13 protein-coding genes are annotated in these 16,640 nt (G+C 72.1%); 9 read left to right on the forward strand and 4 right to left on the reverse strand.

Annotation, left to right across the window (positions count from 1 at the left end; genetic code table 11):
* Window positions 1–122: 122 nt before the first annotated feature.
* Together ABZS69_RS02030 and ABZS69_RS02035 are read left to right on the forward strand one after the other, a co-directional pair.
* The gene (locus tag ABZS69_RS02030) at window positions 123–1,478 is read left to right on the forward strand and encodes an amino acid permease (RefSeq protein ID WP_355364867.1); all 1,356 of its coding nucleotides are present in this window, start codon (window positions 123–125) and stop codon (window positions 1,476–1,478) included.
* 96 nt (window positions 1,479–1,574) lie between these two features.
* Window positions 1,575–2,594: an SGNH/GDSL hydrolase family protein gene (locus tag ABZS69_RS02035; RefSeq protein ID WP_355364870.1), complete on the forward strand. Its 1,020-nt coding sequence runs from the start codon at window positions 1,575–1,577 to the stop codon at window positions 2,592–2,594.
* A gap of 9 nt (window positions 2,595–2,603) precedes the next feature.
* On the opposite strand, the gene ABZS69_RS02040 is transcribed toward ABZS69_RS02035, so the two are convergent.
* The gene (locus ABZS69_RS02040) at window positions 2,604–3,584 is read right to left on the reverse strand and encodes a chorismate mutase (RefSeq protein ID WP_355364873.1); all 981 of its coding nucleotides are present in this window, start codon (window positions 3,582–3,584) and stop codon (window positions 2,604–2,606) included.
* A 291-nt stretch (window positions 3,585–3,875) separates the two neighbouring features.
* Here ABZS69_RS02040 and ABZS69_RS02045 point away from each other — a divergent pair, with 291 nt between their 5' ends.
* The 6 genes from ABZS69_RS02045 to ABZS69_RS02070 are packed head-to-tail and all read left to right on the forward strand — an operon-like array spanning window position 3,876 to window position 10,467.
* A complete protein-coding gene (locus ABZS69_RS02045) occupies window positions 3,876–5,771 on the forward strand; it encodes a protein kinase (RefSeq protein ID WP_355364875.1) in 1,896 nt (631 codons plus the stop codon).
* A gap of 10 nt (window positions 5,772–5,781) precedes the next feature.
* A complete protein-coding gene (locus ABZS69_RS02050) occupies window positions 5,782–7,356 on the forward strand; it encodes a serine/threonine-protein kinase (RefSeq protein ID WP_355364878.1) in 1,575 nt (524 codons plus the stop codon).
* Complete coding sequence (locus tag ABZS69_RS02055) at window positions 7,353–8,195, forward strand: AraC family transcriptional regulator (RefSeq protein WP_355364880.1); 843 nt, start codon at window positions 7,353–7,355, stop codon at window positions 8,193–8,195. Before ABZS69_RS02050 ends, ABZS69_RS02055 begins: the two co-directional genes overlap by 4 nt.
* Before the next feature lie 11 nt (window positions 8,196–8,206).
* Window positions 8,207–8,881: an AzlC family ABC transporter permease gene (locus tag ABZS69_RS02060; protein WP_355364883.1), complete on the forward strand. Its 675-nt coding sequence runs from the start codon at window positions 8,207–8,209 to the stop codon at window positions 8,879–8,881.
* Entirely contained in the window at window positions 8,878–9,189 is a 312-nt protein-coding gene (locus tag ABZS69_RS02065) for an AzlD domain-containing protein (RefSeq protein WP_355364889.1), read from the forward strand. The genes ABZS69_RS02060 and ABZS69_RS02065 overlap by 4 nt, the downstream gene beginning before the upstream one ends.
* Before the next feature lie 9 nt (window positions 9,190–9,198).
* Complete coding sequence (locus ABZS69_RS02070; protein ID WP_355364892.1) at window positions 9,199–10,467, forward strand: serine/threonine-protein kinase; 1,269 nt, start codon at window positions 9,199–9,201, stop codon at window positions 10,465–10,467.
* Window positions 10,468–10,542: 75 nt separating this feature from the next.
* Here ABZS69_RS02070 and ABZS69_RS02075 read toward each other — a convergent pair whose 3' ends face one another.
* From ABZS69_RS02075 to ABZS69_RS02085, 3 genes are read right to left on the reverse strand one after another with little or no spacing between them, the layout of a single operon-like run.
* Complete coding sequence (locus ABZS69_RS02075; protein WP_355364894.1) at window positions 10,543–11,472, reverse strand: RluA family pseudouridine synthase; 930 nt, start codon at window positions 11,470–11,472, stop codon at window positions 10,543–10,545.
* Window positions 11,465–12,073: a signal peptidase II gene (gene lspA / locus ABZS69_RS02080; protein ID WP_355364897.1), complete on the reverse strand. Its 609-nt coding sequence runs from the start codon at window positions 12,071–12,073 to the stop codon at window positions 11,465–11,467. The genes ABZS69_RS02075 and lspA overlap by 8 nt, the downstream gene beginning before the upstream one ends.
* Window positions 12,037–12,426 (reverse strand): TraR/DksA C4-type zinc finger protein, encoded by a 390-nt coding sequence (locus tag ABZS69_RS02085; RefSeq protein WP_355364900.1) that lies wholly within the window; start codon window positions 12,424–12,426, stop codon window positions 12,037–12,039. Before ABZS69_RS02085 ends, lspA begins: the two co-directional genes overlap by 37 nt.
* 450 nt (window positions 12,427–12,876) lie before the next feature.
* Between ABZS69_RS02085 and ileS the strand changes: the two genes are divergently transcribed.
* On the forward strand, window positions 12,877–16,023 hold the full coding sequence (gene ileS / locus ABZS69_RS02090) for an isoleucine--tRNA ligase (protein ID WP_355364903.1): 3,147 nt from the start codon (window positions 12,877–12,879) through the stop codon (window positions 16,021–16,023).
* The last annotated feature ends 617 nt before the right edge of the window (window positions 16,024–16,640 follow it).

Consider the following 16,640-nt stretch of genomic DNA (forward strand, 5'->3'; position numbering starts at 1 on the left):
GTGGTCCGGGCCGACATCCTGATGCCCGCGCCGCGCCCCCGTCCGGACCGGCGCGCCGGGACCCCCGCGACCATCAGCACCGATATCGTCGTTTGCACTGTAAGTAGTTGAGGAGACACTCGGTGCGCACGCAGACCGACGAAGGCTACCGGCACGCGCTCGGCAACCGCCAGGTCCAGATGATCGCGATCGGCGGGGCGATCGGCGTCGGCCTGTTCCTCGGTTCGGGGGGCCGGCTGGCCGCCACGGGGCCCGGTCTGGTGCTCTCGTACGCCGCCGCCGGCGCGGCCGCGTTCTTCGTCATGCGGGCGCTCGGCGAGCTCGTGCTCTACCGCCCGGTGGCGGGGTCGTTCGTCGAGTACGCGGGCGAGTTCATCGGCCCGTGGGCGGCCTTCGCCAGCGGCTGGATGTACTGGATCAACTGGGCCTTCACCGGCATCGCCGAGCTGACCGCCATCGCCGCCTACATCCATTACTGGGCGCCGGGGTTCCCGCAGTGGCTGACGGCGCTGATCGCCCTGGGCTTCGTGATGTCGGTCAACCTGGTGTCGGTCCGGCTGTTCGGCGAGCTGGAGTTCTGGTTCGCCATGCTGAAGGTGCTGGCGATCACGATCTTCCTGGTGGTCGGCCTGGTGCTGGTGGTCTTCGCGATCGGCCAGGCGACCCCGCACAACCTCGTCTCCCACGGCGGCCTGTTCCCCAAGGGCTTCCCGATGGTGCTGATGAGCCTGCAGTCGGTCGTGTTCGCGTACGCGTCGATCGAACTGGTCGGCATCACGGCGGGCGAGACGGCCAGGCCGCACGAGGTCATGCCGAAGGCCATCAACGGCGTGGTGTGGCGCATCGCGATCTTCTACGTGGGCTCGGTGGCGCTGCTGGCGATGGTCCTGCCGTGGACCGCGTACCGGGCGGACACCTCGCCGTTCGTGACGGTCTTCTCGGGCCTCGGCATCCCGTGGGCCGCCGACGCGATGAACCTCGTCGTGATCACCGCCGCGCTCTCGTCCTGCAACTCCGGCCTGTACGCCACGGGCCGCATCCTGCGCTCGATGGCCATGAAGCAGGAGGCGCCCCGGTTCGCGGGCACGCTCAGCTCCAGGTACGTCCCGATCGGCGGCATCGTGTTCACGGCGGCCATGTTCCTGGCCGGGGTGGCGCTGTTCTACTTCCTGCCCGAGCGCGCCTTCAACATCGCCACCGCCGTCGCCTCCCTCGGCGTGATCACGACGTGGGGCGTGCTCGTCTGGTGCCAGATCAGGCTGCGCCGGTCGGGTCACCTGTCGGTGTTCCCGATGCCCGGCTCGCCCTACACGAACTGGCTCACGCTGGCGTTCCTGGTGCTCGTCATCCTGCTGATGCCCTTCGCCGACCGCGACCAGCGGGTGGCGTTCTTCCTCATCCCGGCGCTGGCCGCGGCCATCGCCCTCGGCTGGCGGATGGTCAGCCGCCGCCGGACGGTCAACGGCGGCCGCCCCTGACTGAGTACTCTCGATGGTGCCGGCAATAGGCCGCCGCACGGGGAGGCAGCACTGGACGGGGCGACACGACAGACGCCGAAGTGGACCAGTCGGGCGATGGTCCGGATCGTGGCCGCGGTCGCCGCCGGCGTCACGCTCGCCGTGGCGTGCGTGCCGTTGGGCGTCTTACCGAAGCTGGCCTGCGCCGTGCTGGACGCGAGCTGCCCGACCGGCCAGGAGCAACGCGGCAGCCTGCCGCAGGTGACCCGCCTGACCGCCGTGCAGGTGGCGCAGAGCGGCATGTACGTGGCGCTCGGCGACTCCTACTCCTCCGGCGAAGGCGTCTGGGACGCCGGCAACGAGCCGCTCAACGACGGCGCCGACCGCTGCCACCGCGCGACGGGCTCGTACGTGCCGCTGGTGGAGCGGGCCTACCGCTTCGGGGGCGGCACCGCCTTCTACGCCTGCAGCGGCGCCACCACCGGCCAGATCCTGTCGGGCCAGTACGGGCAGAAGCCCCAGATCACCCGCGTCGGCCCCGCCACCAGCCTGGTGACGCTGAGCATCGGCGGCAACGACGCCGGATTCACCAAGGTGCTCACGGCCTGCATCGTCAAGCTGCCGTGGTCGTCGGCGTGCGTGGAGCAGGACGCCGCCGTCGCCCGCCGCATCGACGAGCTGCGCCCCAGCCTGCTCAAGGTGCTGGGCGAGCTGCGCACCCGGGCGCCGAACGCCCGCATCATCGTCCTCGGCTACCCCCGGCCCTTCCCCAAGGACCCCGAGGTGACCGTCGACAACCTGAGCGCCGAGGACCAGAACTGGATCAACGGCATGACGCGCCGCCTCAACGACGCGGTGGGCTCGGTGGTGTCCGACTTCGACCGCGGGATCGCCGCCTTCGGCGCCCCGGGGAGCGCGGAGTACGTGGACGCGTACGAGGCGTTCACGGGCCACGAGGTCGGACGGCCGCAGCCGTACCTGAACGGGCTGAACGTGAACGTGGAGGAGCTCAAGGTCAACGCCCGCAGCTACCACCCGACGGGCGACGGCTACCGCCGCTTCGCCGAGCTCATCACCAAGCAGATCGCCGCCGGGCCGGGCCGCCCCATGAACAACTTCCACGTGTCCGCTCCCTGAGCCGCCCGCTCACTCGGCCGAGCGCTCCTCGGCCAGGTGGAGGCCCGCCTCGATGACGGCGTTCATGATGGGCGCGAGCCGGTCCTCCCCCAGCGACGGCGCGCGCAGCGCCATCCGCGCCACGAGCGCGCGCTCCCGAGCCAGGTCGCGCCCCGCGAACCCGCCCACCGGCTTGATCCGCTGCACGATGCCCGCCAGCGCCGCCCGCCGTTCGAGGAGCGTGGCCAGCGCCGCGTCCACCCGGTCGATCGCCTCCCGGCACTCCGGCAGCGTGGCCGGCGCCTCGTGCCGCACCAGGGCGCCCACGACCGTCACGGCCTCCTCGGCCGCCCGCATCGCCGACGCCGGGGAGGTCTCCTGCCGCGGCTCGGCGGGGCTCCCCGGGCCCACGAACTCCAGCGCCCCGCTCTTGGAGGGCTCCGCCGCCTTCGCCCCGGCGTAGGTCCCGAGCTTGGCCGCCCCACCGACTGCTGGGCTGGCAGAGTCCACGACGAGCCCGTCGGCTCCCGCCGCGACCGCCGCCGCCGACAGGGCCGCGTTCCGCGAGACGTCGGCGAGCACCGGGCGCCCCGAGGCGGCGCGGGCCGCCCGCATCAGCCCGAGGTCCAGCCGGCCGCCCTCGCACAGCAGCACCTGCCCGTCCCCTTCCCGCGCGCAGTAGTCGGCCAGCTCCAGCCACTCCTCCAGCGAGGCGGCGGGCCGCCGCTCCACCACGACCGGCAGCCCCAGCCCGGCCGCCGCCCGCACCAGCGGGATGTCGCGCGTCCACGACGAGCCCACCACGACCGCGTCCGCCCGCTCGGCGATGGCCGGCAGATCGGCGGCCGAGTACGGCTCCACCAGCGTGGCGCGCTCGCCCAGCACCTCGTACGCGTCGCTCTCCCCGCGGTAGGCCCGCAGGCTGACCCGGCCGCCGATCACCACGGCGGGACCCTCGCCCACGAGCGTTCCGCCCACCGCCACGGCGTGCCGTTCCAAGATCGATGACATCTTCGACTCCCCAACTCGGGCCGGCCCTGCGAAGCCGGCGAGAAAACCAAAAAAGGCAGAGACGGTGGCGTCTCTGCCTCGTGCCGGCTCCAGGTGGTCGCTAGCTGACGACCGGCTCTCCCGGAGCCGGCTCGATAAACGCGTAGCGACAAGTCATGTCTGAAACACTACACCCATGCCTTCACCTGCTGGACGACCCTTCTCACATCACGGACTGTCCTTCAGGCGAGTCGCTGTTGATCCCTCTCTATGGGAGTATTTCTTGGCCTAGAGGAGGGTTTGAGGCCGTTGATGTCGGATCGCAAGCAGGAGGGACGCCGCATCGCCGGCCGCTACCAACTGCAGGAACCCATCGGCAGGGGCGGGATGGGTATCGTCTGGCGCGCCTACGACGAGCTTCTTGACCGCACCGTCGCGGTCAAGGAGGTCAGGTACGCGGCCGCCCTGGGCGAGGAAGTACAGCTGCTCAACCGGCGCACGATGCGCGAGGCGAGGGCCGCGGCGAGGTTCGAGCACCCCAACGTGATCGTCGTGCACGACGTGATCGAGGAGGATGACCGGCCCTGGATCGTCATGCAGCTCGTCCAGTCGCGCTCGCTGGGCGCCGTGATCAAGCAGGACGGGCCGCTGTCGCCCAAGCGGGTGGCCGAGATCGGCCTGGCCATGCTGGATGCGCTGCACCGCGCCCACGAGGCCGGCGTGCTGCACCGCGACGTCAAACCCGAGAACGTGCTGCTGGCCGACGACGGCCGGGTCGTGCTCACCGACTTCGGCATCGCCACGCTGGAGACAGAGACGCAGCTCACCGTGACCGGCCTGGCCGGCACGCCGGCGTTCATCGCGCCCGAGCGGCTCAAAGGGCTGCCCGCGCGGCGCGAATCGGACCTGTGGTCGTTAGGGGCTACGCTGTACACGGCCGTGGAGGGCCGCTCCCCGCACGAGCGGGGGATGGCTCTGGCGACCATGCACGCCGTGCTGACCGACGAGCCCGATCCCGCTTCGCACGCGGGCCCGCTCACCGATGTGATCACGGGCCTGCTGTCCAAGGAGCCGGTCCAGCGGCTGACGTACGAGGAAGCGCAGCGGATGCTGCGGCAGGTCATCGCGCAGACGAGCCCGCCGCCGACCGCGCAGTTCCCCGCGACCCACACGGTCCGCGTGCCGCGGCCCACCACGCCGCCGCCGCCGCGCAAGGCCCCCGCCCCGGCCGAACCTCCGTCGCAGAGCGAGGCCTCCGCGCAGGGCAAGGCCGCCGTCCAGAACAGGTTCCGCGCCCTGGGCAAGCTGCGCCAGGCGCCGCCCGTGGTCGACGACACGCCGACCGACCCTGACCTGGTCGCCACCCCGATCTCGACCCCCAAACCGGCCGTTCCCGAGACCGGGTCGCGGATCACGCCCGCGCCGACCGCGGACCCGGCACCCGTCGCCGAGTCCACGATGGACGCGGCCAGGACGGACCAGCGCCGGGCCGGGCCGGTCATCGCGGCGGCCTTGGCCGTCGTGCTCGTGGCCGTGATCGGCGGCTACCTCGGCCTGAGCTCGGCCCCCGAGGAGGGCGGCCCGGACAAGGACGCGTCCCAGGCCACGGTGCCCACGGGGACCCCCTCGCCGGCGTCGCCGAGCGTGTCCTCGTCGGGCTCCGCCGAGCCGAGCGCCTCACAGCCGCCGTCGCCGACGGCCACGGCGGCGTCGACCCCGGCCCCCACCCCCGAGAAGACCGAGAAGAAGGAAAACCCGCTGCCGGCCGGCTGGAAGATGTACAAGGACAAGAAGCTCGGCTTCTCCATCGGCCTGCCCAAGGGGTGGGACGTGCTGACCCGCGGCGGCAAACAGGTCAAGTTCAGGGGCCCCGGCGCGGCCTCCAACGCCTACCTCATGATCGAGGACGGCGGGAGGTCCAGCAAGGACCCGTACGACGACTGGAAGAAGCAGGAGCCGTCCCTCAAGAACAACTTCGGCGGCTACAAGAAGATGGACATCAAGCGGGTGGACGGCTTCCAGAAGGCCGCCGCGGACTGGGACTTCACCTGGAACACCAACACCGGCAAGACGCGGGTCCGCAACCGGGGCTTCATCACCGAGAACGGGCGGGCGTACGCGATCTACTGGCACACCCTGAAGAGCCACTGGAAGGCCGACTACAGCTTCTTCGAAGGGTTCTGCGCCACGTTCGAACCGGCCAAGTAGGCTTCACGGCGTGGAAAGGCAGGTCGGCAACCGCTATCGCCTCATCGAGCCGCTCGGGGAGGGCGGCATGGGCGTGGTCTGGCGGGCCTACGACGAGCTGCTCGACCGCACGGTGGCGATCAAGGAGGTCCGCTACACGGGCGTCGGCGACGCCAAGCGGGCCGAGCTCAACAGCCGGACCATCAGGGAGGCCAGGGCGGCGGGCCGCCTCGACCACCCGTCGGTGATCGTCATCCACGACGTCGTCGAGGAGGACGGCCGCCCGTGGATCGTGATGCAGCTCGTGCGCTCGCGTTCGCTGGCCGAGGTGGTGCGCGAGCGCGGGCCGCTCACGGTGGGACAGGTCGCGGTGATCGGCGGGCGGGTGCTCGACGCGCTGCGCGCCGCGCACGCCACCGGGGTGCTCCACCGTGACGTGAAGCCGGAGAACGTGCTGCTGGCCGACGACGGCCGGGTCGTGCTCACCGACTTCGGCATCGCCTCGCTGGAGGCCGAGGCGGGGCTGACGGCGACCGGCGGGCTGGTGGGCACGCCCGCGTACATGCCTCCCGAGCGCCTCAACGGCGAGCCCGCGCGCCCCGAGTCGGACCTGTGGTCGCTGGGGGCGACGCTGTTCGCGGCCGTCGAGGGCGAGCCGCCGTTCAAGCGCGACTCGTGGGCCGCGACGGTCGCGGCGGTGCTGCGCGACGTGCCCGAGCCGCCGGCGCGGGCCGGCGCGCTGCGGCCGGTCATCATGGGGCTGCTGCGCAGGAACCCGGACGAGCGCCTGCCCGCCGCGGAGGCCGCGAGGCTGCTGTACGAGGCGGCGGCGGGCCCCTCGGCCCATCAGACGTCCCCCGCGGCCTTGCGGCCGGCGACCGGCGGCGCCGCGCAGACGGCCGAGGGGCCGCACCCCACGCTCCCGGCACGCCCCCGGCGCGGCAAGGCGCTGTGGATCGGCCTGCCCACCGCCGTGGCGGTGCTGGGCGCGGGCGGCTTCCTGCTCTCCAACCACTGGACGGGCGCCTCCACGCCCACACCCACCCCCACCACCGAACCGACTACTGGGCCGACCACATCGAGCACCCCCACCCCCACGCCCACCCCCACCGTCACATCCACGCCTGAGCCCACCACGACGGCGCAGCCGGTGCCCGCGGGGTGGCGCGCGTACAGGAGCACCCAGGGCCGCTTCGGGATCGCCGTCCCCGAGGGGTGGCGGGCCGAGAAGCACGCCACCAGGGACAGCATCTCGATCAAGGGCCCCAGCACCCCCGGGACGATGATCGTGGAGTGGACGGTGCCCGAGTTCGCCTGGGCGGATCCGGCCAGGCAGTGGGCCAGCCTGGAGAAGGAGATCAACGCGAAGGGCGAGTTCGCCCGCTACAAGCGGATCCGCATCACCTCCACCCGCTACCTCGGGCTCCGGGCCGCCGACTGGGAGTTCACCAGGGTGCGCGACGGGCAGGTGATCCACGTGATCAACCGCGGCTTCCGCACCTCCGACGGCCGCCCGTACGCCCTCTACTGGGAGACCACCGACGCCCGCTGGGCCGCGGACCGGCGCTACTTCGAGACGTTCGTGAAGACCTTCCGGCCCCTATGAAAGAGCAGGCCCGCTTCTGGCGGCACCCGGCGGTGCCGGGCACCGACCTGCTCAAGGCCCGCTACGTCACCCATCGCTTCACCCGGCACGTGCACGACGGCTACGCCATCGGCATGATCGTCAGGGGCGTGGAGGAGTTCGACTACCGCGGCACCCTGCACCGGGCGGGCGCGGGCGAGGTGGTGCTGGTCAACCCCGAGTCGGTGCACACCGGCCAGGCGGGCACGCCGGACGGCTGGTCCTACCGCATGCTCTACCCCTCCATCGAGACGCTGGCGGGGGTCGCCGCCGAGCTGGGCGTGCCGTACGCGACGCCGCACTTCCCCAGGCAGGTGGTGCGCGACGACGAGGTGGCGCTGCTGCTCGGCAGGGCGCACCAGGCGGCCGAGCGCGGCGACGCGCTGGCCGCCTCCACGCTGAGCCGCACGCTGTTCGCACGGCTGGTGACCCGCCACGCCACGCCCAGGCCGACGGCGCTCCTGCCCGCCGAGGGCCTGCGGGCCGTGCGGGAGGCGCTCGACCTGCTGCACGACAGCCTCGTCGACCCGCCGACGCTGGACGACCTGGCGCAGGCGGTGGGCGCGCGGCCGTTCGCGCTGCTGCGGGCGTTCAAGGCCGAGACGGGGCTGCCACCGCACGCGTACCTCACCTCGCTGCGGGTGCGCCAGGCGCGCCGCCTCCTGCAGTCCGGGGTACGCCCGGCGCAGGTGGCCGCCGAAGTGGGCTTCACCGACCAGGCCCACCTCAACCGGCATTTCAAGCGCATCGTGGGCGTGCCGCCCGCGGCGTACCAGCGTGCTGCAGGAACGTACAAGACCGGCGCTTCCCCCACGTCCTAGCCTCTTGCGGCATGGAACAGACAACTCACCGTTCCGCCGCCGTGCGGGACGGCCTCGGCGTGGGCGTGGCCGTGGGGCTGTCGGGGCTCGCCTTCGGCGCCGCCGCGATCACCGCGGGCCTGAGCGTGCCGCAGGCGTGCGTGCTGAGCCTGCTGGCGTTCACCGGGGCCTCGCAGTTCGCGCTGACCGGCGCGGTGGGCGCGGGCGGCGACCTGGTGGCCGCCACCCTGGGCGCACTGCTGCTGGGCGGCCGCAACACGCTCTACGGCCTGCGCCTGGCCGACCTGCTGCGGGTACGCGGCCAGCGGCGACTGCTGGCCGCCCAAGGGGTGATCGACGAGACGACGGCCGTCACGCTGGCCCAGCCGACCCGGGAGGCGGCCCGTACGGGCTTCGTCACCACGTTCGCCAGCCTCTACCTCACCTGGAACCTGACCACGCTGGCCGGCGCCTACGGCGCGTCGTTCCTGGGCGACCCCGGCGTGCTGGGGCTGGACGTGGTGGGCCCGGCGGCGTTCCTGGCCATCCTGTGGCCCCGCCTGACGGCCAGTGCCGAGCTGCGCTGGCTGGCCGGCGCCGCGGCGGCGATCGCCCTGTGCGCCACCCCGCTCCTGCCGCCCGGCGTCCCCGTGCTGCTGTCGGCCCTGCCGGTGCTCGGCGTGGTGCTGGTGGTGAACGCCCGATGACGCTGTGGTGGGCCATCGCCGCGGTCTGCGCGGGCTGCTACGCGCTCAAGCTGGCCGGGCTGGCGGCGCCGCGCCGGGTGCTGGAGCATCCGGCGATCCGCAGGTTCGCCGAACTCGTGCCGGTGACGCTGCTGGCGGCCCTGATCGCGGTGCAGGTGTTCACGGAGGAGGGCGGGCTGCGCTTCGACCCGGCGCGCACGGCCGGGCTGGGCGCCGCAGTCGTCGCGCTGCTGTTGCGGGCGCCGTTCCTGGTCGTCCTGGCCTCGGCGGCCGTCGTCACCGCGCTTGCCCGGTGGTTTCTCGGGTAGTCGCCGTGCATGTCCGATTCAGCGGGGATGGTCGGTGGGCGTTACCGGCTGCTCAGGACGATCGGCCGGGGCGGGATGGGCACCGTATGGCAGGCCCATGACGAGGTCCTGGGGCGGGACGTGGCGGTCAAGGAGATCCTGCCGCCGCCCGATCTGACGGATCCCGAACGCGAGGTGTTCGGCGTACGCACGCTCAGGGAGGCCAGGGCGGCCGGCCGGGTGGCGCATCCGGGCGTGGCCACCGTGTACGACGTCCTGGAGGAGCACGGTCACCCCTGGATCGTCATGCAGCTCGTACACTCTCGCACCTTGGGCGAGCTGGTCCGCGAGGACGGCCCCATGTCCCCGTGGAAGGCCGCGAAGATCGGGCTGCAGCTCCTCGAGGCGCTGCGCGCGGCGCACGCGGCGGGCGTGCTGCACCGGGACGTCAAACCGGACAACGTGCTGCTGGCCGAGGACGGCCGGGCGGTGCTCACCGACTTCGGCATCGCCACGACGGAGAACGAGGCGCCCGTGACGACCACGGGCGTCCTGCTCGGCACCCCCGCGTTCATGGCGCCGGAACGCGCGGCGGGCGGCCAGGCCAGGCCCGCCTCCGACCTGTGGTCGCTGGGCGTGACGCTCTACCTGGCGGTCGAGGGGCGCTCGCCCTTCCAGCGGGACAACGCCCTGGCCACGCTGGGCGCGGTCCTGCACGCCGAACCGGAGCCGCCGGCCCGCGCGGGCGTGCTCGGCCCCGTACTGCTCGGTCTGCTGCGCAAGAACCCGGCCGAGCGCATGTCGCTGGAGGAGGCCGAGCGGCGGCTGGCCGCGATCCTGACCGGCGGCGCCCCCGAGCGGACGGGACCCGTCACCGAGCCGGCCGCGGCTCCCCCGCGGCGACGGCGACGGCGCGCGCCGCCCCTGGCCGTGATCGCGGGCGGCGCCCTGGTCGTCGCGATCGTCACGGGCGGGGCGGCCTGGTGGGCCGGCCGGGCGCGCGACCTGCCCCGCGACCCCGGCCCGGCCCCGGCCGTCGTGACGGCCTCCACCTCGGTCGCTTCCTCTTCCACTGTGCCGTCCTCCGTCGCGCCCTCCCCTGTCACGCCCTCCTCGGTCGCCCCCCGGCCGTCCCCCGCGTCCTCCCCGCCCGCCGGGGAGGACCGGCGCGGGACGCCGTCCGCCGACCGCAAGAACCCCAGCCGGACGCCGGCCCCGAGCGAGAGCGGCACGAAGGACCGGGACAACATCCCCTCCCGCACCCCGGGCTCGGTCGAGCCGTCGGACCAGGGGCGCTGATCGCGCGACCCCCGTGGCGTCCGTCGCCGGTCAACGGCCGGCCCGCGATCCGGCGCAGGCGGCAGGCGGGGGCGTTCAGGACTCGGCGCGGACGATGTCCAGCGCCTTCTGCAGGTCGTGCGGATAGTCCGTGCTGAACGACATCCAGTCCCCCGTGGTGGGGTGCTCGAACCCGAGCGCCACCGCGTGCAGCCACTGCCGCGTGACCCCCAGCCGGGCCGCCAGCGTCGGGTCCGCGCCGTAGAGCAGGTCCCCGACGCAGGGGTGGCGCAGCGCCGCCATGTGCACCCGGATCTGGTGCGTACGCCCGGTCTCCAGCTTGATGTCCAGCAGCGAGGCCGCGCGGAACGCCTCGACGGTGTCGTAGTGGGTGACCGACGGCTTCCCCCCGGCCACCACCGCGAAGCGCCCGTCGCCGGACGGGTGGCGGTCGATGGGCGCGTCCACCGTGCCCCTGAACGGGTCGGGATGCCCCTGCACCAGCGCGTGGTAGCGCTTGTCGACCGTGCGCTCCTTGAAGGCCCGCTTGAGCCGCGAGTACGCGATCTCGCTCTTGGCCACCACCATCGCCCCCGTGGTGTTGGCGTCGAGGCGGTGCACGATGCCCTGGCGCTCGGCCGCCCCGCTGGTGGCGATCGTGTGGCCGGCCCCGAGCAGCCCGCCGATCACGGTCGGCCCGGTCCAGCCGACGGTCGGGTGGGCGGCCACGCCGATCGGCTTGTTGATCACGACGATGTCGTCGTCCTCGTACACGATCGTCATGCCCGGCACCGGCTCGGCGACCGGCATCGGCGTGGTGACCGGCGGCGGCATCGTCACGTCGAGCCACGCGCCCGCGTGCACCCGGTCGGACTTGGCCGGCTGGCGCCCGTCGACCAGCACCTCGCCCGCGCCGATCAGCTCGGCCGCGCGGGTGCGGGAGAAGCCGAACAGCCGCGAGAGGGCGGCGTCGAGCCGCTCGCCCTCCAGCCCGTCGGGAACGGGCAGGCTCCGCTGCTCAGTCATCTTCACGCGCCTCCTTGGCCCCCTTGGTCTCCGGGATCTCCTTGGAGCCGTCGATCTGCACGTTGCGCCAGGCCAGGAGCACCGCCAGGATGCCGCCGCAGACGATGGCGGAGTCGGCGATGTTGAACACGGGGAAGTAGTCGATGATGGGGAAATGCCCGGGGAGCACCTCGATGAAGTCGACGACGTGCCCCTGGAGCTGCGTGGAGCGCCCGATCCCCGAGGGATAGCGCAGCAGCCGGTCGGTCAGGTTGCCGAGCGCGCCGCCGAGCAGCAGCCCGAGCGTGACCGCCCAGGCCCGGCTGCCGAGCTTGCGGGCGGTGCGCACGATGGCGACGACCACGCCCGCGGCGATGAAGGTGAAGATGAACGTCATTCCGGTGCCGATGCTGAACGCGGCACCGGAATTGAAGATCACCCGGAACTGCAGGACGTCCGGGATCACGACGAGTGGCGCCCGGCCCTCAAGTGTGCGCAACACCACCGTCTTGGTGATGAGGTCGGCCGTGTAGATCACGGCCGCCAGCACGACGAGGACGGCGAACAGGCGCCCGCGGGGGCCGCCTACCGACGCTCCTCCTTCTGCTTGCAGGCCACGCACAGCGTCGCCCTCGGGAACGCCTGAAGGCGTTCCTTGCCGATCGGCTTGTGGCACGATTCGCACACTCCATAGGTCCCTGCGTCGATCCTGGCGATCGCACGTTCGTTCTGCGCGACCAGATCGCGCGCATTCAGGGTAAGGGCGATCTCGCGTTCGCGCTCGTACGTCTTCGCGCCCGCGTCCGCCTGGTCGTCTCCCGCCCCCTGGGTGACGTCTCCAGAGGCTATCTCCGTCTCGTGGCGGAGGATGTCCGCGTTGAGCTGGTCGATCTCGCTCTGGAGCCTGCCGCGTACCTCGGCCAGCTCCTCTTGCGACCACATCGAAGGTGTAGCGGTCTGCGTGACTGCCGCCATGGCTGCCTCCATTGCTGATCAAGGCCGTGAATGGTGCGGGCAGCTTAGGATCCACATAACGGAACGGCAAACGACCCGCCGGACGGTTTACCTCCCCCGTACTATCCCGCCTCGCGGATTAAACTCCCCCACAGGGGCGTCCATTCCCACAACTTTGTCGGCCGCGTACCAACGGCGCCGCGGCCGGCCGCCCTGGGAAACCAGGAAGCCTTCTGCTCCACTCTGCGTTATGGTTTGAGACTGCAAGGCGCTGATGGGGCCCGACTGTGAGGGATATCACCCCGGAGCCGCCGGAAGAACGGCTCGTCAGAGCTCATTAGACCCGGCAGCAGCAAATGAAGAGGGCCTCGCCTCTGTGCGAGGTCAAGAAGGGTGGTACCGCGGGGCCGCATGGCTTCGTCCCTTCACGCTCGCCCTACCGGCCGATGAAGCGTGGAGGTCACGCCCGAAATGTCTTCCCCATCTTTCCGCTCTCTTCCCGCGCAGGTCGACCTGCCCGCGCTCGAGCGCGAGGTCCTCGACCGCTGGCGGGACGGGAAGATCTTCGAGCGGTCCGTGGAGCAGAACTCCGGAAACCCGTCCTGGGTCTTCTACGAGGGTCCGCCCACCGCGAACGGCCTGCCCGGCGTGCACCACGTCGAAGCCCGGGTGTTCAAGGACCTGTTCCCGCGCTACAAGTCGATGCGCGGATTCAGCGTCCCGCGTAAGGCCGGATGGGACTGCCACGGCCTGCCCGTCGAGGTCGGCGTGGAGCGCGAGCTGGGCCTGACCGGCAAGAAGGACATCGAGGAATACGGCATCGCCGAGTTCAACGCCAAGTGCCGCGATTCGGTGCTGCGCCACGTCGACGCCTTCGAGCAGCTGACCGAGCGCATGGGCTACTGGATCGACCTGTCCCAGGCGTACCGGACGATGGACCCGTCCTACATCGAGTCGGTGTGGTGGTCGCTGAAGGTCGTGTGGGACAAGGGGCTGCTGTTCCGCGACTTCCGCATCACGCCGTACTGCCCGCGCTGCGGCACCGGGCTGTCCGACCACGAGCTGGGCCAGCCCGGCGGCTACGAGACCGTCTCCAGCCCGTCGGTCTACGTCCGCATGCCGGTGACCTCCGGGCCGCTGGCGGAGCTGGGCGCCGCGCTGCTGGTGTGGACGACCACGCCGTGGACCCTCGTGTCCAACACGGCCGTCGCCGTGCACCCCGACGTCACGTACGTCGCGGCCCGCACCGCCGACGGCGAGGTCCTGGTGGTCGCCGAGCCGCTGCTGTCGGTCCTCGGCGAGGGCGCGACCGAGGTGGCCCGCTACACCGGGCGCGAGCTGGAGCACGCCGCGTACGCCCGCCCGTTCGACCTGGTCGACATCCCCGGCGCGCACTACGTCGTGCTCGGCGACTACGTCACCGTCGAGGACGGCACCGGCCTGGTCCACCAGGCCCCGGCCTTCGGCGCCGACGACATGGCCGTGACCAAGCGGTACGACATGCCCGTCGTCAACCCGATCGGCCCCGACGGCCGCTTCCTCGACGACGTGCCCATGGTCGGCGGCCGGTTCTTCAAGGACGCCGACGAGGAGCTGACCGACGACCTGCGCGCCCGCGGGCTGCTGTTCCGCGGCGGCCACTTCGAGCACAGCTACCCCCACTGCTGGCGCTGCCACACCCCGCTGCTCTACTACGCGCTCCCGTCGTGGTACATCCGCACCACCGCGGTCAAGGACAAGATGCTGGCGGAGAACGCCGGCACCAACTGGTACCCCGAGACGATCAAGTGGGGCCGGTTCGGCGAGTGGCTGCGCAACAACGTCGACTGGTCGCTGTCGCGCTCGCGCTACTGGGGCACGCCGCTGCCGCTGTGGGTGTGCTCGGCGGACGAGTCCCACGTGACCTGCGTCGGCTCACTGGAAGAGCTGGGCCGGCTGGCGGGCCGGGACATCTCGGCCCTCGACCCGCACCGCCCGTACGTGGACGACGTGACCTTCGACTGCCCGTCGTGCGGCGCCCTCGCCCGCCGCGTGCCGGACGTCATCGACGCCTGGTACGACTCCGGCTCCATGCCGTTCGCCCAGTGGGGCGAGCGCGGCAAGCCGGAGGGCGTCTACCCGGCGCAGTTCATCTGCGAGGCCACCGACCAGACGCGCGGCTGGTTCTACTCGCTGATGGCCGTCGGCACGCTGGTCTTCGGCCAGTCCTCCTACGAGAACGTCCTGTGCCTCGGCCTCATCCTGGCCGAGGACGGCCGCAAGATGAGCAAGCACCTGGGCAACATCCTCGAGCCGATCCCGCTCATGGACCAGCACGGGGCCGACGCCCTGCGGTGGTTCATGGCCTGCTCGGGCTCGCCCTGGGCGTCCCGCCGGGTGGGGCACAACACCCTCGAGGAGATCGTCCGCAAGGTCCTGCTGACCCTCTGGAACACCTCCTCGTTCTTCACCCTCTACGCCAACGCCGAGTCCTGGTCGCCCGCCAAGCTCGCGGAGGCCACGCCGGCCGCCGAGCGCCCGCTGCTCGACCGCTGGGTGCTGGCCGAGCTGCACAGGACGGTGGCCGAGGTCACGGCGTCGCTGGACGAGTACGACACCCAGCGGGCCGGGCGCCGCCTGGCGGACTTCCTCGACGACCTGTCCAACTGGTACGTGCGCCGCTCGCGCCGCCGGTTCTGGCAGGGGTCGCCGGAGGCGTTCGCGACGCTCTACGAGTGCCTGGAGACGGTGACGCGGCTGATGGCCCCCGTCACGCCGTTCATCACCGACTACCTCTGGGACGTCCTGCGCTCCTCCGAGGCGCCCTCCTCGGTGCACCTGGCCCCCTGGCCGGGGGTGCGCGAGGACCTGCTGAACCCGGTGCTGTCCGACCAGATGGCCCTCGTGCGCCGTCTGGTGGAGCTGGGCCGCTCGGCCCGCGCCTCGTCGGGCGTCAAGACCCGCCAGCCGCTCCGCCGCGCGCTGGTGGGGGCGCACGGCTGGCCGGCGCTGCCCGGGGAGCTCCGGGGGCTGGTGGCGGACGAGCTGAACGTCCACACCCTGGAAGACATGTCCGGATTTAGCGCCGATCTCGTGACTTATTCGGTGAAGCCCAACTTCCGGGCCCTGGGCAAGCGCTTCGGCTCCCAGACCAAGCTCGTGGCCGCCGCGGTGGCCGCCGCCGACGCCACCCGCGTGGCCCGCGCCCTCCGCTCGGGATCCACGGTCATGGTGGAGGCGGACGAGCTGGGCGAGATCATGCTCGGCCCGGACGACGTGATCGTCAACGAGCAGCCCCGCTCGGGCTGGGCGGTGGAGACGGGTGCCATCGGCACCGGCACCGGCGAGACGGTGGCCCTGGACCTGGAGCTCACCGACGAGCTGCGCCGGGCCGGCCTCCTGCGCGAGGTCATCCGCCTGGTCCAGGACGCCCGCAAGTCGACCGGCCTGTCGATCACGGACCGCATCGACCTGTGGTGGACCACGTCCTCCCCCGAGCTCGCCGCGGCCCTGCGCACCGAGGGGCACGTGGTGGCGGAGGAGGTCCTGGCGACGACGGTCACGGAGGGCACGGCGCCGGACCTCCCGTCCCACACGGACGAGGACCTGTCCCTGACCTTCCAGCTCCGCCGCGCCTGACGACGTCTCCCGGTGGGGCGCGCCACTCAAGGCCCGCCCCACCACCCTCCCCTCGAACCACCCTCTTCGACCTCCACCCCAACGGAGCCGAAGACCACCGGCACCCAACCCGGTAGAGCCACACCACCAACGGCCGACGCCGTAAACGCTCGCCACCAACGGCCCACATCGCAGAGCCACACGGCCAACGGCCGGCACCGCAAAGGCTCGCCACCAACCCGACGCCGCAGGGCCACACCGCCAACCCCCGACATCACATGGCCGCACACCACCCCCGACGCCACAGAGGCTCGCCACCAACGGCCGACGCCATAAGGGGTGCCACTACGGCCAACGCCACAGAGCCGCACCACCAGCGCCTGACGTAGCGGGGCCCGCTGCCCATCTGGGGGAGCGTGCAGCCCCGTGGAATGCGCCGCTAAAGGGGGCGCACCGCGCGACACCGGGGGCGGTGTGGCGCATCACCCGGGGCCGGACCGCCAATTGCCGTAGACGCGCAGGGGCACAGCCACGGGCCGGACCGGCAACCGCCTCAAACGCGCAGAGCGCATTGCCCGGGTCGTTGTGGCAGGTGTCGAGGCGGCCCGCAGGGTCTTGCTCGGGTCAGGCCGGGAGGT

It is taken from the genome of Nonomuraea sp. NPDC005650, assembly GCF_040605375.1.
In the GTDB taxonomy this organism is placed as follows: domain Bacteria; phylum Actinomycetota; class Actinomycetes; order Streptosporangiales; family Streptosporangiaceae; genus Nonomuraea.